At 51.1% G+C, this 24,621-nt stretch carries 18 protein-coding genes; 9 read left to right on the top strand and 9 right to left on the bottom strand.

The features are described from left to right. Positions 1-39: 39 nt before the first annotated feature. Positions 40-297: an ATP synthase F1 subunit epsilon gene (atpC, locus tag EPD17_RS07200; protein ID WP_132052991.1), complete on the bottom strand. Its 258-nt coding sequence runs from the start codon at positions 295-297 to the stop codon at positions 40-42. 94 nt (positions 298-391) lie between these two features. Next, positions 392-1,891 (bottom strand): F0F1 ATP synthase subunit beta, encoded by a 1,500-nt coding sequence (atpD, locus tag EPD17_RS07195; protein ID WP_132052989.1) that lies wholly within the window; start codon positions 1,889-1,891, stop codon positions 392-394. Positions 1,892-2,212: 321 nt separating this feature from the next. Between atpD and EPD17_RS07190 the strand changes: the two genes are divergently transcribed. Then, a complete protein-coding gene (locus EPD17_RS07190) occupies positions 2,213-4,024 on the top strand; it encodes a tetratricopeptide repeat protein (RefSeq protein ID WP_132052987.1) in 1,812 nt (603 codons plus the stop codon). Positions 4,025-4,056: 32 nt separating this feature from the next. Here EPD17_RS07190 and EPD17_RS07185 read toward each other — a convergent pair whose 3' ends face one another. Continuing rightward, positions 4,057-4,515 (bottom strand): hypothetical protein, encoded by a 459-nt coding sequence (locus EPD17_RS07185; RefSeq protein WP_132052985.1) that lies wholly within the window; start codon positions 4,513-4,515, stop codon positions 4,057-4,059. Between the two features lie 200 nt (positions 4,516-4,715). Between EPD17_RS07185 and EPD17_RS07180 the strand changes: the two genes are divergently transcribed. Next, positions 4,716-5,453 carry a hypothetical protein gene (locus EPD17_RS07180; RefSeq protein WP_132052983.1) on the top strand — a complete coding sequence of 246 codons (738 nt, stop codon included), beginning with the start codon at positions 4,716-4,718 and terminating at the stop codon, positions 5,451-5,453. Between the two features lie 52 nt (positions 5,454-5,505). On the opposite strand, the gene uvsE is transcribed toward EPD17_RS07180, so the two are convergent. Next, positions 5,506-6,438 carry a UV DNA damage repair endonuclease UvsE gene (gene uvsE / locus EPD17_RS07175; protein WP_132052981.1) on the bottom strand — a complete coding sequence of 311 codons (933 nt, stop codon included), beginning with the start codon at positions 6,436-6,438 and terminating at the stop codon, positions 5,506-5,508. Further along, complete coding sequence (locus EPD17_RS07170) at positions 6,435-6,971, bottom strand: DUF4385 domain-containing protein (RefSeq protein WP_132052979.1); 537 nt, start codon at positions 6,969-6,971, stop codon at positions 6,435-6,437. The genes uvsE and EPD17_RS07170 overlap by 4 nt, the downstream gene beginning before the upstream one ends. A gap of 488 nt (positions 6,972-7,459) precedes the next feature. Here EPD17_RS07170 and EPD17_RS07165 point away from each other — a divergent pair, with 488 nt between their 5' ends. The 4 genes from EPD17_RS07165 (at position 7,460) to EPD17_RS07150 (ending at position 14,597) form a co-directional block, all read left to right on the top strand. Beyond that, the gene (locus tag EPD17_RS07165; RefSeq protein WP_132052977.1) at positions 7,460-9,163 is read left to right on the top strand and encodes a L,D-transpeptidase family protein; all 1,704 of its coding nucleotides are present in this window, start codon (positions 7,460-7,462) and stop codon (positions 9,161-9,163) included. 167 nt (positions 9,164-9,330) lie between these two features. Beyond that, entirely contained in the window at positions 9,331-10,503 is a 1,173-nt protein-coding gene (locus tag EPD17_RS07160; protein ID WP_240040769.1) for a hypothetical protein, read from the top strand. Positions 10,504-10,911: 408 nt separating this feature from the next. Next, positions 10,912-12,747 (top strand): DNA polymerase III subunit gamma/tau, encoded by a 1,836-nt coding sequence (locus EPD17_RS07155; RefSeq protein ID WP_132052975.1) that lies wholly within the window; start codon positions 10,912-10,914, stop codon positions 12,745-12,747. A gap of 185 nt (positions 12,748-12,932) precedes the next feature. After that, the gene (locus EPD17_RS07150; RefSeq protein ID WP_132052973.1) at positions 12,933-14,597 is read left to right on the top strand and encodes a pyruvate dehydrogenase complex dihydrolipoamide acetyltransferase; all 1,665 of its coding nucleotides are present in this window, start codon (positions 12,933-12,935) and stop codon (positions 14,595-14,597) included. Between the two features lie 153 nt (positions 14,598-14,750). On the opposite strand, the gene EPD17_RS07145 is transcribed toward EPD17_RS07150, so the two are convergent. From EPD17_RS07145 to EPD17_RS07135, 3 genes are all read right to left on the bottom strand, one after another. Beyond that, the gene (locus tag EPD17_RS07145) at positions 14,751-16,325 is read right to left on the bottom strand and encodes a M1 family metallopeptidase (protein WP_132052971.1); all 1,575 of its coding nucleotides are present in this window, start codon (positions 16,323-16,325) and stop codon (positions 14,751-14,753) included. A gap of 82 nt (positions 16,326-16,407) precedes the next feature. Next, on the bottom strand, positions 16,408-17,724 hold the full coding sequence (locus EPD17_RS07140; protein WP_132052969.1) for a MutS-related protein: 1,317 nt from the start codon (positions 17,722-17,724) through the stop codon (positions 16,408-16,410). A gap of 56 nt (positions 17,725-17,780) precedes the next feature. After that, entirely contained in the window at positions 17,781-19,121 is a 1,341-nt protein-coding gene (locus tag EPD17_RS07135) for a dihydroorotase (protein WP_132052967.1), read from the bottom strand. Positions 19,122-19,146: 25 nt separating this feature from the next. Between EPD17_RS07135 and EPD17_RS07130 the strand changes: the two genes are divergently transcribed. The 3 genes from EPD17_RS07130 (at position 19,147) to EPD17_RS07120 (ending at position 23,635) form a co-directional block, all read left to right on the top strand. Beyond that, positions 19,147-20,814 carry a hypothetical protein gene (locus EPD17_RS07130; protein WP_132052965.1) on the top strand — a complete coding sequence of 556 codons (1,668 nt, stop codon included), beginning with the start codon at positions 19,147-19,149 and terminating at the stop codon, positions 20,812-20,814. Between the two features lie 283 nt (positions 20,815-21,097). Beyond that, positions 21,098-22,300 (top strand): AI-2E family transporter, encoded by a 1,203-nt coding sequence (locus tag EPD17_RS07125; RefSeq protein ID WP_132052963.1) that lies wholly within the window; start codon positions 21,098-21,100, stop codon positions 22,298-22,300. 219 nt (positions 22,301-22,519) lie between these two features. After that, on the top strand, positions 22,520-23,635 hold the full coding sequence (locus EPD17_RS07120; RefSeq protein WP_132052961.1) for a DUF2911 domain-containing protein: 1,116 nt from the start codon (positions 22,520-22,522) through the stop codon (positions 23,633-23,635). A 106-nt stretch (positions 23,636-23,741) separates the two neighbouring features. Here the strand turns inward: EPD17_RS07120 and EPD17_RS07115 are convergent, their stop codons facing one another. Then, positions 23,742-24,440 (bottom strand): RsmE family RNA methyltransferase, encoded by a 699-nt coding sequence (locus EPD17_RS07115; protein WP_132052959.1) that lies wholly within the window; start codon positions 24,438-24,440, stop codon positions 23,742-23,744. Between the last annotated feature and the right edge of the window lie 181 nt (positions 24,441-24,621).

Raw genomic sequence — 24,621 nt, 5'->3', positions numbered from 1 at the left:
GGGCAACAGCTTTTTTATACAATGTAAAAACCGGTAAACTTATTCTACAACGGTAGCGCCTTCTACCAGCACCGACACGCGGTTGTCGAGCACTTCTACAAAGCCACCTTTGATGTCGTAATAATCAAAATGGTTCTGACGATCGCGCAACACCTTGATGCGGCCGGCCTTGAGGGCACTGACCAGCGGTGCGTGTTTATCCAGCACTTCAAACGAACCCGAAATGCCCGGCATCTGCACACCATACACTTCGCCGCTGAATAATTTGCGTTCCGGAGTCAATATTTCTAAAGTCATGGACCTAATTTGAAAATTTGTAAATCTGAAAATTTGAAAATGGTAAAAACGGTTGCCGCTAATTTTCAAATTAGCACATCTTCAAACTTTCAAATTATCCCTGCGCCTGAGCCAGCAATTTCTTGCCTTTTTCAATCGCATCGTCAATAGTACCTACCAGGTTAAAGGCAGCTTCGGGGTACTCATCTACTTCACCGTCCATGATCATGTTGAAGCCACGGATGGTTTCTTCGATGGGCACCAGTACACCTTTCAGACCGGTGAACGCTTCGGCCACGTGGAACGGCTGCGACAGGAAGCGCTGTACCCGGCGGGCACGGCTTACGGTCAATTTGTCTTCGTCGCTCAGTTCGTCCATACCCAAGATCGCGATGATGTCCTGCAATTCCTTGTAACGCTGAAGGATTAGTTTTACACGGTTGGCAGTATTGTAGTGCGCATCGCCCACTACAGAAGGCATCAGGATACGTGAAGTAGAATCCAGCGGATCCACGGCAGGATAGATACCCAAATCCGCGATCTTACGGGAAAGTACCGTAGTGGCATCGAGGTGGGCAAATGTTGTTGCCGGAGCCGGATCGGTCAAGTCATCGGCAGGTACGTAAACGGCCTGTACCGAAGTGATCGAACCATTTTTGGTAGAAGTAATGCGTTCCTGCATCAGACCCATTTCGGTAGCCAGCGTAGGCTGGTAACCTACCGCCGAAGGCATCCGGCCCAACAGGGCTGATACTTCGGAACCGGCCTGGGTAAAGCGGAAGATATTGTCCACAAAGAACAGGATGTCGCGGCCACGGCCGGTGCCATCACCATCGCGGAAGTATTCGGCAATGGTCAGACCCGAAAGGGCAACACGGGCACGGGCTCCGGGAGGTTCGTTCATCTGGCCAAACACGAAGGTGGCTTTAGAATCGGCCAGTTCTTCGGCGTTTACCTTGCTCAGGTCCCAGCCGCCTTCTTCCATGCTGTGCTTAAATGCGTCGCCGTATTTCATAATGCCGGCTTCGATCATTTCACGCATCAGGTCATTCCCTTCGCGGGTACGTTCGCCTACACCGGCAAATACCGACAAACCGGAATAAGCCTTGGCGATGTTGTTGATCAGTTCCTGGATGAGTACGGTTTTACCTACACCCGCACCACCAAACAGACCGATCTTACCACCTTTTGCATAAGGTTCGATCAGGTCAATTACTTTGATACCGGTAAACAGTACTTCGGTAGCAGTAGAGAGGTTTTCGAATGCCGGCGGCTTTGCGTGAATGGGGCGGCCGTTCACTTTGGGCACGGGCGGCAATCCATCGATGGGGTCGCCGGTTACATTGAACAGGCGGCCTTTAATGGCTTCGGAGGCAGGCATGGTAATGGGCGCACCGGTATCCACTGCGTCCACTCCGCGGGTCAAACCCTCGGTACCATCCATGGCGATGGTGCGTACACTGTCTTCGCCCAGGTGTTGCTGCACTTCCAGCACCAGTTTTTCGCCGTTGCCGCGATTGATTTCAAGCGCATTGAAAATTTCGGGCAGCTGGCCTTCGAACTGTACGTCCACCACCGCGCCGATGATTTGTTTAACCTTACCAACTTTTGCCATAAATAGCGTTTGTAAAGGGGGAGTTATCTATAAAAGAACCGGCACCCTTTGACACCGGTTTTAGTTTCAGGCTGCAAAGGTAAGGGGATGGGGGTAATTAGCAAATGATACCCGCACATATAATATGGCCGCAGCGGCGGATTTTTCCCCAATTGTGGGATAAAATTTTTCGCGCTGGTTTAAATGAGCGGTATCACTGGCGAATACACGTTTCCTCCATCGTTTTCAACCAAGCATGGTACCGACTGTTCAAACATATGAGAAGCGGTTTTAATTCGCTAACTTTCTACAGCTTAAGCCTCCACCAGAAAATCAACGCATATGCCCTTCCGGCTCCGGCTCTTTTTATTGCTGCTTTCACCGGCAATTTGTGTGGCCCAGAAACCCGCCAGCGATTATAACCAACAGATCCGGCAGCTTAGCCAGCAGGTGCAAGAGGCAGCCTCAGATTCGGAAAGGGTGGCGGCGCTGGGGCGGCTGGCCATCCATTATTATATTTATAAAGACGCCACTAAAGGCGACAACGTACTTCAGGAGCAACTTTCGCTGGCCGAGAGCTCTGCTAACCGCAACCTGGTGCTGCAGGTGCTGTTTTCTTATACAGCCCAAAACATCAACTCCTGGAATTCGGTGGCCACATTCGATAAGGCGCTGCAGTTTGTAGACCGCGGCCTTGCCCATGCCCGCGCCTCAGGCAGGCACGATTACCAGGCGATGGCGCATATCCGCAAAGCGGCCATTTTGCGCAACCGAAACCGGTTTGACGCCGCTTTGGAGCAAACTGCACAGGCTGCGCTGGCACTTGAAAAATCGCCGCAGGATTCGGTGCGAACTGCGCTGCTTTTAGAGATCGGTGATATTTTTTTAGGAAAAGGCAACGCACTTACTGCCTACGAACATTATAACCAGGCATACGACCTGGCTTACACCGAAAAGGCCTACGGGCAGCAAACGGCCGCGTTTCACCACATAGCCATGCTGTACAACGGCCTGGGCCGTGCCGACCTAGCCGAAAACATTCTGCACAAAAGCCTGGAGGCAAACCGCAGCCGGAAGGATGCAGCCGGAATGCTATATGATTACGTGGACCTGGCACGGGTGGCCGAGCAAAAAGAATACATCCAGCGGGCACTGCAACTGTCGGACAGCCTCGGTTCGGAACGCAACCGGATGTTTGCCAAACAACTCATGTTTGCCTACCACATGGTGGTGGAGAAAAACAGCGCTGCCGCACTGAGCTACCTGCACAACAATCCCGACCTGTACCAATTGCAACTCAACCGCGGGCCGGCACAGTTTCAGTGGCAGATCGGCTCGGTATATTTTTACGCCAGCCAGCCCGACTCGGCGATCGTTTATTTTAAAAAAGCGGAACCCGAACTACGCCAGGCACTTGATGCACCGGGGCTTATTGAGTTGAACCAAAACATTGGCAATTGTTACCTGCAATTGGGTGCACCGGACAAAGCGCTCCCCTATTTTGCATCGGCGCTGAGCCTTGCCCGCCAGTTGGGCACCTTGCTCGCCAACCGGCAACTGCTGCTATCAACCAGCCAGGCACAGGCGGCCATCGGCGATTATAAAGCAGCACACAGTTCCAACGAAGAATACCTTTTATATCTCGATTCGGCCAACCGGGTGAACAGCGGACGCGAACTGGCGCTGCTGGAGGTGGAGCGGGCCAACAATATTCACCAGCACGACCTGCAGGAACTGGAGCACAAAATGGAGCGGGAAAAATACCTTCAATACAACATTATTTCGCTGGCCATCGTGGTGCTGTTCGTATTCCTGATCGTGGCTGGCATGTTTCCCGTGTCGAAGTTTATTACCAAGATGCTGGGGTATTTTTCGTTTATCTGCCTGTTCGAGTTTATTATCCTCCTCATCGATACCAGCCTGCACCACGCAGCACACGGTAAACCGCTCTACATCTGGCTGGGCAAGATTTTCATTATCGCCCTGCTGGTGCCCATTCACCACTTCCTCGAGCACTTGGTGGTGAAGTTTGTACAATCACAAAAACTCAGGCAACTCCGCAGCCGGGTTTCTTTAAAAAACTGGAACAAAGCTGGTGGCAAACGCATTAAAACAGTGGCGGCAAGCCGGCACGAGGATGCTGCCGCCACATGACAGGTTCGGTTTTCTTACAAAAAAATTTAACCTCAATCCATTTCCAGCCCATCGCCGCAGGGCGACGGTGGCGGGCAAAGTTTGTTGGGTTCAAAATATTTGTAGGTGAGTGCAACTGCGGCGGCCTTGCTGGTTTGGGCCGGCGTGTAGGCCACCTGCATCAAAATGGTAGGATCGTCGCGGCGCATGGGCCCTTCATTATCGGTGTAGGAGGCAAGGAAAAACTTTACGGTCGGCTGGTCCGACTCCTGGCTCAGGATCTGGATCAGCTCTTCGCGGTCAAATTCGGCGATGAGTTGGTTCACCTTTTTTACCCGGCCTTTTTTGTGGTTTTCGTACATGCCGTTGGCTTTGGCGCGGTCTACCTCCCTGCGTTCGGACTGCGGTTTGCCCAACTTACGCAGCAAAGAAGCTTCCTGCGCATCCTGCTGGCCGTGCAGCGTACACGATGTAATGATGATGGCGGTTAAACTGTAAACAATGATTTTCATGATGGAGTTTTTTTGCGTGGTGTCTTTAAAGTTCCATATTAAAAAATCCAAATGCAAGTGCAGCAGCACAATTACCTGACATGGGTTCTTGTATATTTGAAATTATCGGTGCATATTTAATTACCTGCTTTTCACAGCAGGACAAAAGCACTTGTTTGTTCCCGTTACATCGTTTTTACTAACCCCAAATACCTGTAACCATGATCAACTTCAGGCAAAGCCTGTACACCGAGGAACACGCCTTTAAGCCCCTACAGCCGGGCACCACGCCACCCGGCGACATTTGCGGGCTGGCCATCAACCTCAATCACGTGCTGGTAAAAAACAACAACACGCCGGCGGTGGCACCGTTACCGGGTTATGCAAAACTGTATTTTCTCAACTTGGTCGCAGCCAATATGGGCGGCACCAGCCTGCGGCTGCACCTGAAGGCTTTTGAAAAAGTGGAGAACGATGATGCGCTGAACGTGGACAAAACCCTGTGCTCTTGGCAGCGCAACAAACCCGGCGAAACCGCCCCTGCCGATGTTCATGTGTTTTCGGCATTGATCAAAAGCAAGCAACCGCTGCGCGACACGGCTTCGGTACTTTCGGAGGTGCAGCGCGACAGCAGTTTTAAGCTGCTTTCTGCAGCGCTGGATAATTTACTGAAAAGCAAAACCGGCGTGGAGGATATCAGCAACCTGGTATTCAACCTGGCAGGCATTGTAGGCAAATACCTAGGCAAGGTGGACGAAAAGCCGCTGTTTTGCTGGCTGCAAAGTTTTACCGGCATGGGCAGCAACAGCGAAGTGTTGGGCAAAACCGAAAAGGCCGCCGGCAACCTTTATGCCTCTATGGGTTTGTCTATAAATATTAAAGATGAAGTGCGGGTAGAGGACGAAGCCCTGCTGGAGCGCACCGACCGCAGGCCTGCAGCAATCGGACGGCTATTTTGATTAAAAACCACCTACTTCCGGCTACGCACCTTTTTACCTTTTGACTTTCTTTTTAAGCGGCTTTCCCGCCCTCCATCGCCACGCCCATATTGCTGCCGGCAATGGGGCCAAACTGCTGTAAGTAACGCTGCATGGCCAGTTCCTTCATTTTGGCTTCCAGCACGATATCTACTACACGGCCATAGGTATTGATGGGCTCGTAAATAAAATCGGCGTGGGCCTCTTTCTTAGCCGTGGGGTCTTCGTTGTGCCGTCTGGATGAAGAATAGTGGAAAAGCGGTTTGACTTTCCAGGTGCTGTACGCTGCTTCAAAAGCTTCCTGTTCCGTCAAGTTGGCGGGGTGCAGGCTGTGGTGAAAATAATCAAACACTATAGGAATGCCGATGTACTGATGCAGCGGCAGCAGGTTTTCCACCGTAAACAAGCCCGGTTTATCATCGTTCTCCACCGACAGGCGGCCCCGCAAGTTGGCCGACAGCAGCGCAAAGTTTTGCGCAAAGCGGCGTAGCGTTTCATCTTTATCGCCGTAGGCGCCGCCTACGTGAATGTTTATCTTATGCCAGTGCGTGGCGGGCAGGCCCATCAAGTCGAAAATCTCGGAATGCGTTTCCAGGTCTTTGATCGTGTTGTCCAAAGTGGCGCCGGTGCCTGCCAGTTTATTGAACGGCCCGGGATGCGAAGTAAGCCGCACCGGGTGCCGGCCCACGGCTTCCAGCACTTCGCGTATTTCCCGGAAATCGGGCAACTCGGTAATGCGGTATTCTGAGGCCCATGGGAAAAGATCGGAAGTAACACGGAACAGGTGCACGCCGTTGGCTACGTTCCACTCCACAATCTGCAGCAGTGCCTGCGCATTTTGCAACGCCAGTTGCGATGCATACTGCACGCCTTTTTCCAAAAAAGTACGGCGGATCATGCCCCGGTTGGTGGTCACGCCCTGTTCGTTCAGGCCCAAGTTAATACAGGCATATCCGAGATTGATCATTTCTTGTTCTTTTTGGTGGGTGTATTATTAACCGGCGCTGTTTCATATTGTTCAATATGAGCCTGCGCCGCCGCCCGGTAATCGGGGTCGTTTTTGGCCTGTTGCCATTGCTTGTAAAAAATGCGGGCAGCAGCCGCTTTCTCCGGGTCGGCATCCAGCGGCAGCATGTCACGGCCATGGGCGCCGCTGCGGCCTTTCTGATCCTGCGGCACCGGGCCATCGTATTTTTTGCCGGATTTATGATTGGCGTAGCGCCGGCTGCGGGTGTAGCCCATTTGCAAAAACTTGCGGGCCATATCCATGCCCACAAAATCGCCGGCCGCCTTATAATCCAGGAACATCTGGTACAGCGTATCGGCCGACTGCCGCGCTATTTCGGGTGTTTTAAAACGCCAGTGCGGCAGCAATTCCGATTTGTAGGGCTGCACCAGCAAAACCCCTTGTTCACCTTTGCCCACCCGGTACAGGTGTGGCTGCCGGCGCAGGTCCAGCCCAGCATAATCCAGCGAATAATCGAAGGGCAACCGCTTCATATGGGGCAGGGTGCAAAATGCTGTCCAAAAGAAAACGGCGCGGCAATTTATAATACCAGGTGTTTTTTAGGACATACAACCATTTACAAACATGATTATAATTTAAAATCCATTACTTTTGCACGCCTTTTGCAACTAACTGCTTTACCAAACCCACTTTATGAAATCGTACAAACAAATCAGACGCGTTCAGATCTCGGTATTGCGCTTTTATCACAAGCATCCTGCAATGGCCCAGCGCACCCTTCACTTTAAAATCTTTGTTTCCGCCTTGGTTTTGTTTAGTTTTTTGGTTTTGTGTTCCTCCCTGTTTCTGCACTAATCAGTGTGCCGGAAATTTGGGGAGCATGGAAAAATACTCCACACATTGTGGGGAAAACTGAGCAGTAAAACACCAAAAGGACTATTGCCGGAAAGCAGTACCAGCACTCTGAAGCACATTTGCCCATATAAAAAGTATGGGCATTTTTTTTGTCCAGCTTAGCTGTATGAAACAGCTATTAATCCTCCTCGCATTTTGCAGCACCCTATTGAGCGCCTGTGGCAATGCACAGGTAAATGGTGAAAACTCGGACGAAGGCAGTACCGAAGAAAAAGCCAAGAAAAACGTAAGCCGCCGCGATTACAGCATTACCCCCGACGTTGCCTATTCAGATCTGTTCCTGGATAGCGCGGCGCTGGAAAATTTCATTAGCACCAAATCCACCCCAGATTCTATTTCCCGTCGGATGCGGTCGTTTTACAATACCCGCAACTACCAGTTTGCCTGGTTTACCTCCAGCGGGCTTACCGAGCAGGCCCGCGGTTTCTGGAACCTGCACGACTACCACACATCGGCCAACAGCCACGACACTGTACTCCATGATAAGGAACTGGAAAAACGCATGGACGATCTGCTGGCAGCCGAATCGATTTCGGTAAAGAGCAGCGATGCAAAATCCATCAACACCGAACTGGCGCTTACCCAGCATTTTATCCAGTACATGATGGCGGAGTTTGACGGCGGCTATGTAAAGCGCAAGGAAATGGAGCGTTTTATTCCGAGGAAAAAAGAAGACGCCGTATACCTGGCCGATTCGCTGTACAACAAAAAACACAAGGACAACAAATATTTTGAAGACGTCCACCGCCCCTACGGCTTGCTGAAAGAACAGTTGGGCAGATACATTGAAATTGTAAAAGCCGGCGGCTGGCAGCCCATCCCGGCCGGCACCAAAACGCTGCGCAAAGGCACGTCCAACCCGGCGATTGCAGTGGTAAAAAAGCGCCTGCAAATTACCGGCGACCTGCCTGTTGCCGACAGCAGTTATGCATTTTCCGACACCTTGGAAACTGCTGTAAAACAGTTTCAGGCAAGGCATGGCCTTACCGACGATGGCATCATCAATGCGGCAACCATCAAAGAAATGAACGTACCCGCTGAAGCCCGCCTGCAGCAATTGCTGATGAACCTGGGCCGGATGCGCTGGCTGCCACCCGACCCATCGGGCAAACTGATCCTGGTAAATATCCCTGAGTTTATGCTGCACGTGTACGAAGGCAAAAACCGGGTGTTTGACATGGTAGTGGTAGTGGGCAAACAAGGCACCAATACCACCATGTTTACCGGCGACCTGAACCAGATCGTGTTTAGCCCATACTGGAATCTGCCCACTTCTATTGTAAAAAATGAAGTACTGCCGGCGATGCAACGCAACCCCAATTACCTGGATGGGCAGAACATGGAAATTGTAAGCGACAAAGGCGATCTGCCTACTATCCGGCAAAAGCCCGGGCCGGGCAACGCGTTGGGCAAGGTGAAATTTCTGTTTCCCAACTCATTCGATATTTATTTCCACGACACGCCTTCGAAAAGCTTGTTTGAACGCACCAAGCGGGCTTTTAGCCACGGCTGCATTCGCCTGGCCGAGCCGGAGAAAATGGCCAACTACCTGCTGCGCGACCAGCCCGAATGGACGCCCGACCGCATCAACGACGCGATGAATGCAGGCGAGGAAAAATATGTAAAACTAAAAGACCCCGTGCCTGTGGTAATTACCTACTACACTGCGTGGGTGGATGACGCGGGTAAACTAAATTTCCGCGAAGACATTTACGGCCACGACAAACGCCTGGCCGCTAAAATGTTCCCCAGCTCGCTGCAGCAAAACGGAGCCAGCACAAAGGATTCGATGGCAGTGGCACAGCGGTAAGGGAAGAGCCGCGTGGTTATAAAACCACGGAGACAGAGAAGGCAGGGAGGAACACGGTTTAGTTAAACAACGTGTTGCTCACTGCCTTTCCTGTCTTTTTGTTTTGCCAAATGCCGGCCCGCTCATTCCTCCCCTTCCGGCTATATTTGCGCTTCAACAATTTTGGTATGATGCAATTGGTGGAGGTTACGGGCCCCGCATTGGAAAAGGCTTTTCTGGCATTAAATGTTTGGGTAAACAAGGACAACCCGCAATATATTCAGCCGCTGGACAAGGACATCGTGGAAACTTTTGACCCGTCAAAAAACAAGGCCTTTCGTTTTGGCACCGCCAGGCGTTGGCTGCTGAAAGACGATAGCGGCCAGTATATAGGGCGCATTGCGGCATTCATTAATAAAAAATACCGCTCAAAAGGCGACGACGGACCGGTTGGCGGCGTGGGCTTTTTCGATTGCATCAACAATGGTGAAGCGGCCAAGTTGCTTTTTGACACTGCCAAACAATGGCTGGAAGCGGAAGGCATGACGGCCATGGACGGCCCCATCAACTTTGGCGAACGCGACCGCTTTTGGGGCCTGGTGGTGGAAGGTTTCCAGGAGCCGCTCTATGGCATGAACTACAACCCACCCTACTACCAGCAACTGTTTGAGCAATACGGTTTCCAGCCTTTTTTCAACCAGATTTGCCTGGGCATGGACCCCAAAAGCAAGCTCAAAAACAAGATGTTTGAGCGCCACGCTGCCCTTGCCGCTGACCCCGATTTTTCATCGCAGCACATTCGTAAAAATAGCCTCGACAAGTTTGCGCAGGATTTTACCACCGTGTACAACGCAGCGTGGGCGGGCCATGGCGGCATGAAAACGATGAAGTTGGAACAGGTAAAACTGATGTTCAAAAAAATGGCGCCGGTAATGGACGAACGCCTGGTTTGGTTTACCTACTATAAAGGCGAACCGATTTCGATGTTCATCAACCTGCCCGACCTGAACCAGTGGTTCAAGCACTTGCACGGCAAGTTTGACCTGTGGCACAAACTGAAATTTTTGTGGATCAAAAAAACAAAGCCGGCTAAAAAGTTTACCGGGCTGGCGTTTGGCGTGGTGCCCGAGTTTCAGGGAAAAGGCGTGGATGCTTACATGATTGGCGAAGCGGCAAAAGTGGTGCAGCAACCCAACGTGCATTACGAGGAGTACGAGATGCAATGGATCGGCGACTTCAACCCGAAAATGGTGAACATTGCCCAAAGCCTCGGCGAAACCAACATTACCCGCAGGCTGGTTACCTACCGCTACAATTTCGACCGGACGAAGGAGTTTAAGCGGCACCCGGTTTTGAATTAGGGGAAAGACCGAAAAGTCAGTAAAGACAGTAAAGTCGGAAAAGGTGTGGCTGTATTTGGCAAATGCTTTTACAAGGAGGAATTGGAACGTTCTCCTTTTTCCTTTTAAACTGATTCGGCTGGAGAAAACTTCATTCTCGGGAACTGTCATGCCGAACTTGTTTCGGCATCTCCTTCAAAATACTATTAATGGCATGTCTGAAAAACCTTCAGGTTTTAATGATGCTACATTGTGCAGGAGATGCCGAAACAAGTTCGGCATGACACACTCCAGGCGCAAAGTCTTCCTTTATTCTCAAACAGAATGATTTAAAAAGGACACGTCTTATCACCGCAACTTTCTTTCCCGTCTTTCCTGTCTTTTCCGACTTTCCCGACTTCTCTCTTACCTTCGCCTTCAGCAAGCACTATGGAAAAATTTATTGTTTCGGCACGTAAATACAGGCCCCAAACCTTCGACACGGTGGTGGGCCAGCAACATATCACCACCACCCTCAAAAATGCCATCCGCACGGGTCACCTGGCGCATGCTTTTTTGTTTTGCGGTCCGCGGGGCGTGGGCAAAACCACCTGTGCCCGCATCCTGGCCAAAACCATCAACTGCGAGGCGCAGCAACCCGATGGCGAAGCCTGCAATGAGTGCCACTCCTGCCGATCCTTCAACGAAGGCACATCGCTCAACATTCACGAACTCGATGCCGCCTCCAACAACTCGGTGGAAGACATCCGTGCATTGGTAGAGCAGGTCCGTTTTGCGCCGCAGGCGGGCAAATACAAAGTGTACATCATCGATGAGGTGCACATGCTATCGTCGGCTGCGTTCAATGCGTTTTTGAAAACGCTGGAAGAGCCGCCCCCCTACGCCATTTTTATTTTGGCTACTACCGAAAAACATAAGATCCTGCCGACCATTTTGAGCCGGTGCCAGATCTTCGATTTCAAACGCATTACACTGCAGGATACGGTGGACCACTTGCAAGGCATCGGCATCAAGGAAGAATTTGCTACCGACGAAGCGGCGCTGCAAATGATTGCGCAAAAAAGCGAAGGCTGCATGCGTGATGCCCTGAGCATTTTGGATAAGATCGTTTCGTTTACCAACGGCCAGGTTACCTACGACAATACCATTGAGCACCTCAACATCCTCGACGCTGATTATTATTTCCGGCTGATGGATTGCATGCTGGGCCAGGACCTGGCCGGTGCGCTGCTGCTGTACGACGACATCAATAAAAAAGGCTTTGAAGGCGATGCGGTGCTCAACGGCTTTGCCGAAACCATCCGCAACCTGCTTATTTGCAAAGACGACCGCGTAGCTGGTTTGCTGGAAGTTGTGGACAGCTTCCGCCAGCGCTACCGCGATATGGCCCGCCGCACCTCGGCCGGCTACCTCATTAGCGCCCTCAACCTGCTGGCCGAAGCAGAGATTGGTTACAAAACCGCCCGCAACAAACGACTACATGTAGAACTGGCACTGATCAAACTTTGCTACCTGCAACAGGCATTGGAATTGTCGGCCACGGAGGGTGGGCTGGATAAAAAAAAAACAGCTGACGCCAGGCCCGTAGCTTTTAAAAACATCAATCCAATCGTTGCCCGGTCGGTAAGCGGCACCACACCGCCCGCAAGCAAACCGGCACCACCAACTCCGCCGCCACCTGTGGCAGCAGGTGCTATGCTCGTCATTGAAACAGCACCGCCTGCGGCAAAACCCGTTGCACCGCCGCCACAACCACGGCCCGAACCAACGCCTGTGGCCACTGCAAACACAGCTACCACCGCGACTGCCAAACCCAAATTGGGATCGCTGGCGGCGCTGCGCCAAAAAATAGAACAAACCACCGGCAGCCAAACGGAAGCCGTGCATGTGCCGCTGGAACAAGGCCGCTTGCAAACCGGCTGGGATCAATTCATTGCCATACTGGAAGGCGAAAAAAACCCGGCGGCGCAAAGCTTTAAACTGGCGCAGCTCATTATCAAAGACGAAAACAGTTTTGAAGCCACTGCTACCAACAACCTGCAGCAGAAGTTTCTGGAACTGGAACGCAACCGTGCCTGCGGCTTTTTGCAAAAAGAACTGCACAACCGGCACCTGCAGTTTGCGGTGGCGCTCATCGAGTCCGACGAGCCTGCGGACCTTTCCGACCTGCCGCTTTCATCCAAACAGCAATACCAGAAAATGATTGAACAATACCCACTGGTAAAGGAACTGCGCGAACGCCTGCGGCTGGACCTGGACTTGTAGCGAACGTTGGCAAGTTCACAGGTACACGAGTTCACGTGTTATATGATACTCTAATACAACTTGTGAACCTGTGAACTAGTGAACTCGTGAACTTTACATCCGAAAAAATCATCTGGCGGCTTTAAACTGTTTTGGCTTAATTTCACGCCGCATTTTACTGCGCATTATTACATAAATATTTACCAATGGCTGAAGTGATTTTAATGCCCCGCCTGAGCGATACGATGACCGAAGGCGTGATTGCAGCATGGCATAAAAAAGTAGGCGACCCTGTGAAAAAAGGCGACCTGCTGGCAGAAATAGAAACCGATAAAGCTACCATGGAACTGGAAAGCTATAAGGATGGCGTGTTGCTGCACACAGGTGCCGACAAGGGCAGCAAACTTCAGGTAAATGACCTGTTGGCCATCATCGGCCAGGCAGGCGAAGATATTTCGCAGCACTTGAACGGCGGCGCTGCTGCCCCGCAAGCCGCTCCTGCAGCCGAAGCCGCTCCGGCCCCAGCCGCTGCACCTCAAGCACAGGCTACTGCACCAGCGCCGGCCGCACAGGCCCCGGCAATGGATTTGTCGAAAATGGAAGAAGTGGTGCTGATGCCCCGCTTGAGCGATACGATGACCGAAGGCGTGATTGCTGCCTGGCACAAAAAAGTTGGCGACGACGTAAAAAAAGGCGACCTGCTGGCCGAGATCGAAACCGATAAGGCCACCATGGAGCTGGAAAGCTATAAAAACGGTAAGCTCCTGTTTCAGGGTGCCGAAAAAGGACAAAAAATTGCCGTAAACGACCTCCTTTGCATTATCGGCGAAGAAGGAAAAGTAGATGTTGATGGTATTGTTGCGGCATCGAAAGGTGGCGCACCTACAAGCGGCACCGCCCCTGCACAGCCCGAAGCAGCACCAGCAGGCCAACCCGAAGCTGCTGCTGCAGAACAGCCAGATGCATCATCCGACGGTGGCCGCATTAAAGCATCGCCGCTGGCTAAAAAACTGGCTGCCGAAAAAGGCATTGACTTGAAACAGGTACAGGGCAGCGGCGATAGCGGACGCATTACCAAAAACGACATCAATAACTTTAAACCACAGGCACAACCGGCTACGCAACAGGCTGCCACACAAGCGCCAGCAGCTGCACCGCAAGCACAGGCTCAGCCCGTAATTGCCGGCCAGGAAGGTTATACCGACCATACCCTGTCCCAAATGCGCAAGGTGATTGCCAAGCGCTTGGGCGAAAGCAAGTTTACCGCGCCGCACTTCTACCTGACCATGGAAATAAACATGGACAAGGCAATGGAAGCCCGCACGCAGATGAACGAGATCAGTGCAGTGAAAATTTCCTTCAACGATATGGTGGTGAAAGCCGCCGCAATGGCCCTGCGCAAGCACCCTGCGGTAAATGCAACCTGGATGGGCGAATTTATCCGCCAGTACCAGCACATTCATATTGGTGTGGCCGTGGCCATTGAAGATGGTTTGATTGTACCAGTGGTGCGCCATGCCGACCAGAAGCCGCTGAGCGCTATTGCCGCCGAAACCAAAGAGCTGGCCGGCAAAGCCAAGAACAAAAAGCTGCAGCCGGCCGAATTTACCGGCAACACCTTTACTATCTCCAACCTGGGCATGATGGACATTGAAGAATTTACCGCCATCATCAACCCGCCCGATAGCGCCATCATGGCCGTGGGCCGCATCAAGGAAATTGTGGTGCGCAAAGGCGACGGATTTGGTTTCAGCAACGTGATGAAAGTAACCCTCAGCGCCGATCACCGCACCGTAGATGGCGCGGTTGGTGCCGCCTTCCTGCAAACCTTCAAGCGCTTCCTGGAAAACCCGGTGACGATGCTAGTGTAACGGGAGGAGTTGACAGTTGGTAGATGATAGTTGACAGTAGAATTTTCACTGTCCTAAAACATAAAAACAGGCCTGGAATCAATCCGGGCCTGTTTTGTTTTTATAACCTATCTTAAAAAGTTCAACTACCAACTACCAACTACCAACTACCAACTACCGCTCTTCCCGCACACTCCCATCAAACAGCATATTCACATTTGGATCCAGGAGTAAAACGGTTGGCTTTGTGGCGGTTGGCAATGAGAAGTTGTCCCTGATTTTATTGATGCGCAGCGTGTGCAACTCCTGCTTCCCAGCGCTGTTGACTAGGGCAATTTCCAGTGGAAAATCAAAAAGATTTTCGCCTGTTTGCTGTATCACCAATTGCACGGCGCCCCGGCTGTGTTTCCATCGAACTTCAATTTTGGGCACACCGGGATTGTACAACCATTGCTGGAAAAAATCGGCAAGCGATGCGCCACTAACTTCCTCGGCTACTTTGCGAAAGTCTTCGGTATCGGCGTTGCCGCCGCGGTATTGCGCATAATAGGTTTGCAGTATTTTCTGGAACACGGCATCGCCCACTTTACGGCGTAGCAAGTGCAGCACCCACCCACCTTTCTGGTACGAGTTTGCATTGAGCAGCGACATTAAATTATCAGTTGCATCCACCACCGGGCGGCTTGTTTGCCGGGCAAACTGAATAACCTCCTCGCGGTCGGTGCGCAGCCGGTCCTGCAGTTTTTTTACACCATATTGATGCTCCAGGTAAATATTGGTGAGGTAAGTAGCAAAACCTTCAGACAGCCACAAATGTGCAAAGCTTTTTTCAGTGGCCATATTGCCAAACCACTGGTGCGCCACTTCATGCGCCATCAGGTCTTCATTGCGGCGGTCGCCGGTAACCGATGTTTCAGCATAAAAAATGGCGCTGGCATTTTCCATACCGCCAAACTCAGTTTTTGATTGCACATTGGCCAGTTTTTCAAAACCATATGGCCCAACGTAATCGGTAAAAAACTGTAGCATGCGGCCGGTGATGGCGTAATCGTGAAAGCCCTTGTCACGGTCTTGCGGGTACACCCATGCACTAACGGGCACGCCTACTGCCGAATCGAGCAAAGCCGTGGCCATGCGGGCCGCACCTATTACCATCACCTTGGTGGGTATGGCAACGGATTCTTTCCAATGATGTTTTTTAAGCGTGGCCGAAACAGATGTTTCTTCTACTAAAATGCCGTTGGAAATGACCTGGTATTGCACCGGCGCCGTTACAATAAATTCAACAGAAGCCTTGTCATTGGGCTGGTCGTTGCAAGGCACCCATTGCCTTGCCCGGTTGGGCCAGTTGTCGGAAAAAAAAGTGCGGTCGCCGTATTTGTTTTTGGAAATGATCAAACCATCGGCCGGAATGCCGGCGTAGGTGATGGAAATTTCGGCCGCCACCTGCGCGGGCTGCGCCTGTTCGAAATTTACCTGCAACACATCGCCGCTGTGTTTAAAAGCAACCGGCTTTCCTTCTTGCTGCACCGACGAAACCTTCATCCCGCGACCGTTGCGAACACTTTGCAAATGCAGGTTTACGGTAGCAGAAGGTCGTAGCAACTGGTACCGCACCACTGCTTGTCCGCGGATGGTGTCCGATGCATCGGAAAGTTCCAAAGCAAAGCGGTAATGCTGTACATCGGGGATTTGGGCCAGCAAAAAAAGAGGCAGAAATAGAAAGAAAAAAAGCGCAGCTTGTTTCATTTGGTGGTAGCGTCAACCGGTAAAATTAGCGCAATGGTTCTAATTGCCACAGTGCCACTGCAAACCTATTTGCCGCTTCGTTTTACAACTGCTCCAGCAACTCCACTACTTTCTCGCGGCGCAGAATTACATAACCAATCCGGTCGTTGGAAATGCCATCTTTTAATTGATAGCTAAACGACAACTGGTCGTCGTGCACTTCGGTTTCAAAGTATTTAAATGAAATAGATGAATAGCTTTTCAACTCCTCGCCTATTTCGTACAAATGCGTGCTCAAAATGAACAGCGAATTGTTGATTTTGATGAGCCCGTTGATCACGGCCAGCGAGCATTTCATGGCATCCTGCACGTTGGTGCCTTTAAACAATTCATCAATCAGCACCAGCCATTTTTTGCCGTCGTTTATTTTGTTGATGGTGGTTTTGATGCGCTGCACTTCGTTAAAAAAATAGCTTTCGCCTTTGGCAATGTTGTCGGCCACATTGATGTTCGAAAGGATGCCGTCGAACAGCGTCAGCCTCATGCTGGCGGCCGGCACACCCATGCCCAGGTGGGCCAGAAAAACCGACGAACCCGCCGCCCTGATTAGGGTGCTTTTGCCCGCCATATTGGCGCCGGTTAAAAAAAGAAAATGCCGCTCCTGGTCCAGAACCAGGTCGTATGCCACGGGCTCCTGCAACAGTACATGGTACAGTCCGCGGGCTTCAATAAACGGCTTGTCCGATTCAATGAATTGCGGAAACTGCAGGTTGTATTTTTTTACCGCAAATGCCATGGAATACCAGGCATCGAGGCGGCCGTAAATATCCATCAGCTCCAGTATGTCCGACTTATAAACCCAACGCGTATGGTGCGAAAAATACAGGTTATCGGTGAGGGTAAACTTGGTGCCTTCCGGCGCATCGGCCAGTATGGCCAGCGGCTCGATGTTCAGCGTCTTTTTTACCCGCTCCATTAAAAAACCCACCTGCGCAGGCAAGTCTACTGCGGAAAGCAACACCTCCAGCTTCTTCATGCCGCGGAAAAAATCCGCAAAATGCCGGATGGAATACTTCATCATCGAATAGTCGGCGCTATGCACCAGCCGGTACGATAGCGCCGTGATCGGGTTTGGACTGGCCGGCCCCGGATCGAGCCGGTAATCCAAAAACTTGTCCATCACCAGGAGGGTACCATTGGTTATTTCCGATGGCCATTCGTCGATATGCGCCATCAGCGTTTTGATAATGTTTTGCGTACCGCGGATCTTTTTCAGATCGCTGTGCGGCTCCGAAAAAAAACGGCGCAGCCACTCTTTGCCACCAATGGTGCGGGTAAAATTGAGCTTGCTAAAAATTGAATACTCCTCCTCGCTGTGGAAGATGGAAATATCGTTGAATGTTATTTTATCAATCTGCATAAATGGGGTCCGTAGTTCAATGTCAATGGTTCATGGACTACCGACCATGAACAACTTTACCTGTCAAAAGTTAATCGTTTTCCCTTTATAGATTCATTAAAGCCCCCTTTTTCATAAACCAAATGTCCACTTACAAACGTATGGCTGATGGCGGCGCGGAGTGTAGTGCCTTCCAGCGGGCTCCAGCCGCATTTGTAATGGATGTTGGCCTTGTCAACCGTGGTCGATTGATCGAGGTCCACAATCACGAGGTCGGCAAAATATCCTTCGCGGATATAGCCACGATCTTTTATGTCAAAACAATCGGCTACGGCATGGCTCATTTTGCGGGCAATGGTTTCGAGGCTGATTTTTCCCTGTTGGTAATAATCCAGCATCAGCAGCATGGAATGTTGCACGAGCGGCAGCCCGGCATGGGCTTTTTCGTAAGGCTCGTCTTTCTCTTCCCAAGTATGCGGCGCATGGTCGGTGGCAATAATATCCAGGCGGTCGTCGAGCAGCGCAGCCCACAGCGCCTCGCGGTTGTGCGGTGCTTTGATGGCCGGGTTACATTTGATTTTGTTACCTAAACGGGCATAATCATCAGCGGTAAAATGCAGGTGGTGCACACACACTTCGGCAGTGATGCGTTTGTCTTTCAGCGGCAGCATGTTGGTAAACAACTGCAGTTCTCTTTCCGTTGAAATATGCAAAATATGCAGCCTGGTGCCGTGGCGTTTGGCCAGTTGCACCGCTTTGAACGAAGACTCAAAACAGGCCTCCTCGTCGCGGATGATGGGATGGTCGGATGGCTCCAGCACAGGCTTCTCGGCTTTCCTTTTTTCCAGGTTGGTTTTGATGATGCTTTCTTCCTCGCAATGCGTGGCGATCAGCACTTCGCTGTCGCGAAAAATGCGGTCGATAGTGAGATAATTATCCACCAGCAGGTTGCCGGTTGAAGAACCCATAAAAATCTTTACGCCGCAGATGTCCTTTTTACGGTCGTTTACCCGCAATACTTCATCCACATTGGTATTGGAGGTGCCCATAAAAAAAGAATAATTGGCCAGCGAAGTAGCCGCACCGATGCTGTATTTCTGTTCCAGCAGTTCGTGGGTAAGTGTGGGCGGAACGGTGTTGGGCATTTCCATAAACGAAGTAACGCCGCCGGCCACTGCAGCCTTTGATTCGGTGTAAATATTGGCCTTATGTGTGAGGCCCGGTTCGCGAAAATGCACCTGGTCGTCGATGGCGCCGGGCAGCAGGTATTTGCCTTCGCCGTTTATTTCAATGGCGCCTGTTTCATTGCCTATTGATGGTGCGATTTTTTCAATGCGTTCGCCGGCAATCAGCACATCCATCGCCTGGATGCTGCCTTCATTTACGATCTGAATGTTGCGGATCAGATATTTTTGCATACTTTCTTTTAATTAAATCAGGTGCATGCAAGTTAAAACAACAGCGCTCAAACTTTTGGTTGCTTTATTTCCTTTTGCCGCAGGGGCACAAACAACCTACCTGCCCCTGCATGCTAAGGAAAACGTGTTGCTGGAGCGGCTGGAAATCAAAGCCGGTACCGACTCGGTGCTTAATTTTTCGAAAACACGGCCGCTGAGCCGCAAAGCAGTGGTGCCGCAGATTGAAGGCATTGAGGATTTGCTGCAATCCGAGTCCGACCGGTACAACTGGTACAGCGCCATGGCCGGCAACCTGGAGTGGATTTCGGGTGACCCTTCGGGTTATGAAAGCAAAAAACCCATTTGGAAACATTTTTATAAAACGCCGGCCAACCTCTATGAAGTAAACACTGAAGATTTTTACCTGGCTTTAAATCCCATTGTTCAATACAATGTTTCGAAAGAGCGGAACAATGACCAGCATCTTTTTCTAAACAGCCGCGGCTTGTCGCTGCGGGGCCGCATTGCCAACAAAGTGGGTTTTGCCGCATACCTCACCGAAAACCAGGAACGCGACCCGCTGTATGTGCAGCGCTGGGTAGCCGAAAGAAAGGCCGTGCCCAATCAAGGCTATTACCAAAACTTCAAGGGCACGGGCTACGACTACTTTGATGCCCGCGGTTATTTTTCGGTAAACGCGGCCAAATACATCGACATCTCCTTTGGCTACGACCGCAATTTTATCGGCAACGGCCAACGTAGTCTTTTCTTGAGCGACTTTTCAAACAACACACTTTTCCTCAAACTCAATACCCGCATTTGGAAATTTAATTACCAGAACATTTTCATGGAGCTGCAGGCCACCGAGCCACGCGGCGCCGACCGTTTGCTGAAGAAAAAATATGCGGCCATGCACCACCTCGATTTGGCGGTTACCCGCTGGCTCAACATCGGGTTGTTTGAAGGTGTGGTATTTGGCCGCCCCAACCGCTTTGATTTTACCTACCTCAACCCAATTATCTTTTTGCGGTCGGTGGAGCAGCAGAACGGATCGAACGACAATGCCGTGGCCGGCATTGATTTTAAAGCAAACACCGCCAAACGTTTTCAATTTTACGGACAGCTTTTATTGGATGAATTTAAACTCAAAGAGCTCCGCGACAACCGCGGCTGGTGGGCCAACAAATGGGGCTGGCAACTGGGCGCTAAATATATAGATGTGCTGGGCATCAATAACCTCGACCTCCAGGTGGAAGCCAACAGGGTTCGGCCATTTACGTATTCACACGACGACTCTATTGCCAACTACACGCATTACAACCAGCCGCTGGCGCATCCCATTGGGGCCAACTTCCAGGAAGTGATGGGCGTGCTTCGCTACCAGCCCATTCCGCGGCTTACACTCAATGCCCGCGGCATGTATTATTTCCAGGGCCGCGATTCCAGCGCCGCTTCGTTTGGCAGCAACATTTTTTTACCCAACTCGCCGCAGTTCCGTGATGGCAAAGTCTATGGTTTCAATATTGGCTCTGGCCTCCGCACCGATGTGGCCATGGCCCTGTTCAACGTATCGTACGAGTTGAAACAAAACATGTTCCTGGAAGCAGGCGCCACCATCCGCAACGAAAAGCCCGAAGGCCGCGCTGCCCGCAAAACCACCATTGTTTCCGCCGGCTTCCGCTGGAATATGGGACGAAGAGAGTTTTGGTTTTAAGACAGGAATGTCGAACAGACGAACAAGGAACAGACGAACAGAAGAAGTTCAGAAAGAATAACGAACAAGGAACAAGGAATGACAAACCGCAGAAGGAAGAGAGAAATTGTGAATGATGAATTATAAGTTATGAATTGAGCAGCCCCAATAATTAATAATCCATAATTAATAATTCATCTATCATCCGACTTCGTCATTCATCAGTTCCTTGTTCGTCTGTTCGACATTCATTCCGCTTGGCCCGGTTTTATCATGCCCCTAGTGCCGCCGTCAAAACCTTTGTATGGAAAAAATGCCGCTGACCGTCCGCAGGGCCATTGAGCTCATGGGGCTTTACTTTTTAGGGTCCATCATCATCGTGGGCCAAAACATCATTACCCCGCTGCTCATGGCCTTTTTCCTGGCCATTATGATGCTGCCGGTGTACCGGTTTTTGCGCAACAGGAAACTGGGCGAAGCGCTGTCTATTTCACTGGCCCTGCTGATGCTGGTATTGGTGCTGGCCGGCCTCATCTGGTTTTTTTCCGCACAACTATCCTTGGTCGTAAACGATTTTCCGCAAATCCGCAAAAACGTTACGCTGCACCTCAACTCGCTGAGCACCTGGCTGCAGGGCCTCACCGGCGTATCCACTGCACGGCAGGTTGAGCTCCTCAACCAGCAGAACGAAAAACTGCTCAACTGGGCCGGCGGTTTTGCCGGCACAGCGGCATCGTCGGTTACCGGCATTTTTGTGTTCATCGGCCTGCTGCCCATTTATATTTTCCTGCTGCTGTATTACAAAAACCTGCTGCTGCGTTTTGTGTTTCTTTGGTTTCCCTCCGAAAGCCACAAACAGGTGGAGGAAGTGATGCGGGAGTCAGAAGTTATCATTAAAAGTTACCTCGGCGGGCTGCTCATTCAAATCACGTACATCACTGTTTTATTGGGTGGCATCCTGTTGCTCATTGGCATCAAACACGCCATTCTTATTGGGGTCATTTTTGCCATACTCAACCTCATTCCGTATGTTGGCGCACTCATCGGCAACCTTATTGGCGTGCTGCTCACCCTATCATCTTCGCAGGAAGTGTGGCCTATTTTTGCCGTGCTGGGCACCATTGCATTCGTGCAGTTTCTCGACAACAACATCCTGATGCCGCGCATTGTAGGCTCCAAAGTAAAGATCAATGCCCTCATCACCATCATTGGTGTTATTGTGGCCGGGGCCATGGCCGGCGTGTCGGGCATGTTCCTGTCGCTGCCGCTCATTGCGGTCATGAAAATTGTATTCGACCGCACTTCCAACCTCAAACAATGGGGTGTGCTGTTTGGCGACGAAAAGCCCAAATACAGCCCGATGAATTTCCCGGTGTTCCGCCTGGGCAGCCGCAAAGTGCAAAAGAAACTGGAAGTGCAAAACGAGATCGAACCCACCGACAAGGAGGGCAAACCAACGCCCACTCCACCCAAGGGCGAAGACGACAAAAAAGAACCTAAAGAATAATTTTTTTGTACCCGGCTGCATCAATACTATGTAGCGCCTGTTGCGTCGCACACATATACGTTCGGTAACGCTGCGCAGCATTTTCATGCATCGCTACTGTAATTTACTGCCAGGTGCCGTGGCTTTGCTACAACCGCTCATACCGCCATTTATCCATCGTCCAGCAAAACGGTTTCAAACAATAGCAGCCCGAATTAGATTGGCGCCAAAACCGTTTTTATGCTGCACAAGCCTGCATTACTTGCCGTTTTATTTCTATGCTACTACACGGCAGCGTTTGCACAAATCACCCTCACCCAGCTGCCCAGTGGCGGCAACAAAAAAGCCTGGACCGGTGAACGGGTGGGTCTCACCGACATTACCATTCACTACGACCGGCCTGCCGTAAAAGGCCGCAACGGCAAAATATGGGGCGGCGTGGTGCACACCGGTTTTATCGACCAGGGCTTTGGCCCATCCAAAGCTGCGCCGTGGCGGGCCGGCGCCAACGAAAACACCACCATCGAATTTTCGGCCGACGTACGCATTGAAGGGCAGCCGCTAAAGGCGGGCAAATACGGCTTTTTCATCGCCTACGATGCTGCGCAGCCCACGCTTATTTTTTCGAGCAATGCCGGTTCCTGGGGCAGCTATTATTATCAAGAGTCCGAAGATGTGCTGCGGGTAAAAGTAAAGCCGCAAACCCTTGCCCAACCCGTGGAGTGGCTGCGTTATACATTCTATGATCAGGCCGAAAACAGCGCCACCATTGCACTGGAGTGGGACAACCTGCGCATACCATTTAAAGTGGAAGTGGATTATGTTGCCGACCAGATTGCCTCGTTTCGCAAGGAACTGCGCACCGAACGTGGCTTTTACTGGCTGCCTTGGGAGCAGGCCGCGCAATGGGCGCTGCAGCACAACACCAATTTAGCAGAAGCCTTGCTGTGGTCCGATTCCGCCACCGGCCCTTCGTTTGGCGGCGCACAAATGTTTCAAGCCTGGGCCACCAAAGCCGCCATACTCGAAAAGCTGGGACGCCAATCTGCGGCAGATTCTATTTTAAAAGCAAAACTCCCGCTGGCCAACATGGCCGAAGTGCACCAATATGGCCGCGGCCTGCTGCAGCAAAAAAGACCAAAAGAAGCGCTGGCCATTTTCCAGGCCAACCACAAAAAATACCCGAATGATTTTACCACGCTTGTTGGATTAGCCCGGGGTTACTCGGCCACCGCCGATTATAAAAATGCACTGAAATATGCACGGCAGGCCCTGCCCCTTTCACCCAACGATACCAACAAACAATTTTTAACCGGCGCCATTCAAAAGCTGGAGGCGGGGACAGATATCAATTAAAAAGTACAACGACTTAGCAGTTATGGAATTTAAATGATTCGGCTACCTTTTGTTTTTAAAATAATGGCCATCATGCGCTCATTTTTCCATAGCCAACTTCGATCCGCTATTTGGGGCTGGCAATGCGCAAAATTGTGGCAGCTACCATCCCTGCAGTTTCGGTGCGCAGGCGGGTATCGCCTAATGCTACCGGCTGGTAGCCTCTTGCCAATGTAGCTTCAATTTCTTCTGGTGTAAAATCGCCTTCAGGGCCAATGAGAATGATGGAAGATTGACCGCCGGCCACGCTGGCCAATGCTGTTTTTTCGTTGGGCAGGCAATGGGCAATAAACTTTTGTTCATCGGTTCGTGAAGCAACCAGTTGGTTGAACGCAACGGGCTCGTGCAGCACCGGCATCCAGCTTTGCTGCGATTGTAACAGGGCACTGGTAATGATGCCTTGCAATCTATCTAACCGAAACTTTTCTTTTTCGGTGCGGCTACAGATCAGCGGAATGATTTCCGATACACCGATCTCTGTTGCTTTTTCCAAAAACCATTCAAACCGCGCTGCATTTTTTACCAACGAAATTGCAATGGCGATGCGTGGCTGCGGTTGCGGCTCGTCTTCTTTTTCCAACACCCGCACTACGCAACGTTTGCGGTGGTCGTCTTCAATGATGGCCTTTGCTTTTGTTCCCTTGCCATCGGTAAGCAGCAGTTCATCGCCTGCTTTCATGCGCAACACTTGCGTGATGTGCTTGGAAGTATCTTCATCAAGCGCCACTTGCGAACCGGTGATATCGGGGACAAAGAAAAATCGCATGGAACCGGTGATTTGTATGATTTGAAAAGATTAAAATGATTGGTTAACGACGGTGCAAGTTTACCCATTTAAATTAAGTGTCGTTTGTCTTATCACTTACTTAAAATAGAACGCCCATGCAAAACTGCATGGGCGTTCTTATAAATCATTCAAATCATTGCTCCATCATACAAATCACCGG

This window comes from Pseudocnuella soli (assembly GCF_004347775.1).
In the GTDB taxonomy this organism is placed as follows: Bacteria; Bacteroidota; Bacteroidia; order Chitinophagales; family Chitinophagaceae; genus Flavisolibacter; species Flavisolibacter aquaticus.
The sequence above is the reverse complement of the archived record's forward strand: the minus strand, read 5'-3'. Positions and strand labels throughout refer to the sequence as shown.

Coding starts and splice junctions, on each gene's coding strand:
- EPD17_RS07115 (WP_132052959.1), bottom strand. CDS start 24,440: ATGCGATTTTTCTTTGTCCCCGATATCACCGGTTCGCAAGTGGCGCTT.
- uvsE (WP_132052981.1), bottom strand. CDS start 6,438: ATGATCAATCTCGGATATGCCTGTATTAACTTGGGCCTGAACGAACAG.
- EPD17_RS07125 (WP_132052963.1), top strand. CDS start 21,098: ATGGAAAAAATGCCGCTGACCGTCCGCAGGGCCATTGAGCTCATGGGG.
- EPD17_RS07130 (WP_132052965.1), top strand. CDS start 19,147: ATGCAAGTTAAAACAACAGCGCTCAAACTTTTGGTTGCTTTATTTCCT.
- EPD17_RS07170 (WP_132052979.1), bottom strand. CDS start 6,971: ATGAAGCGGTTGCCCTTCGATTATTCGCTGGATTATGCTGGGCTGGAC.
- EPD17_RS07160 (WP_240040769.1), top strand. CDS start 9,331: ATGATGCAATTGGTGGAGGTTACGGGCCCCGCATTGGAAAAGGCTTTT.
- EPD17_RS07150 (WP_132052973.1), top strand. CDS start 12,933: ATGGCTGAAGTGATTTTAATGCCCCGCCTGAGCGATACGATGACCGAA.
- EPD17_RS07190 (WP_132052987.1), top strand. CDS start 2,213: ATGCCCTTCCGGCTCCGGCTCTTTTTATTGCTGCTTTCACCGGCAATT.
- EPD17_RS07155 (WP_132052975.1), top strand. CDS start 10,912: ATGGAAAAATTTATTGTTTCGGCACGTAAATACAGGCCCCAAACCTTC.
- EPD17_RS07185 (WP_132052985.1), bottom strand. CDS start 4,515: ATGAAAATCATTGTTTACAGTTTAACCGCCATCATCATTACATCGTGT.
- EPD17_RS07135 (WP_132052967.1), bottom strand. CDS start 19,121: ATGCAAAAATATCTGATCCGCAACATTCAGATCGTAAATGAAGGCAGC.
- EPD17_RS07180 (WP_132052983.1), top strand. CDS start 4,716: ATGATCAACTTCAGGCAAAGCCTGTACACCGAGGAACACGCCTTTAAG.
- EPD17_RS07140 (WP_132052969.1), bottom strand. CDS start 17,724: ATGCAGATTGATAAAATAACATTCAACGATATTTCCATCTTCCACAGC.
- EPD17_RS07165 (WP_132052977.1), top strand. CDS start 7,460: ATGAAACAGCTATTAATCCTCCTCGCATTTTGCAGCACCCTATTGAGC.
- atpD (WP_132052989.1), bottom strand. CDS start 1,891: ATGGCAAAAGTTGGTAAGGTTAAACAAATCATCGGCGCGGTGGTGGAC.
- atpC (WP_132052991.1), bottom strand. CDS start 297: ATGACTTTAGAAATATTGACTCCGGAACGCAAATTATTCAGCGGCGAA.
- EPD17_RS07120 (WP_132052961.1), top strand. CDS start 22,520: ATGCTGCACAAGCCTGCATTACTTGCCGTTTTATTTCTATGCTACTAC.
- EPD17_RS07145 (WP_132052971.1), bottom strand. CDS start 16,325: ATGAAACAAGCTGCGCTTTTTTTCTTTCTATTTCTGCCTCTTTTTTTG.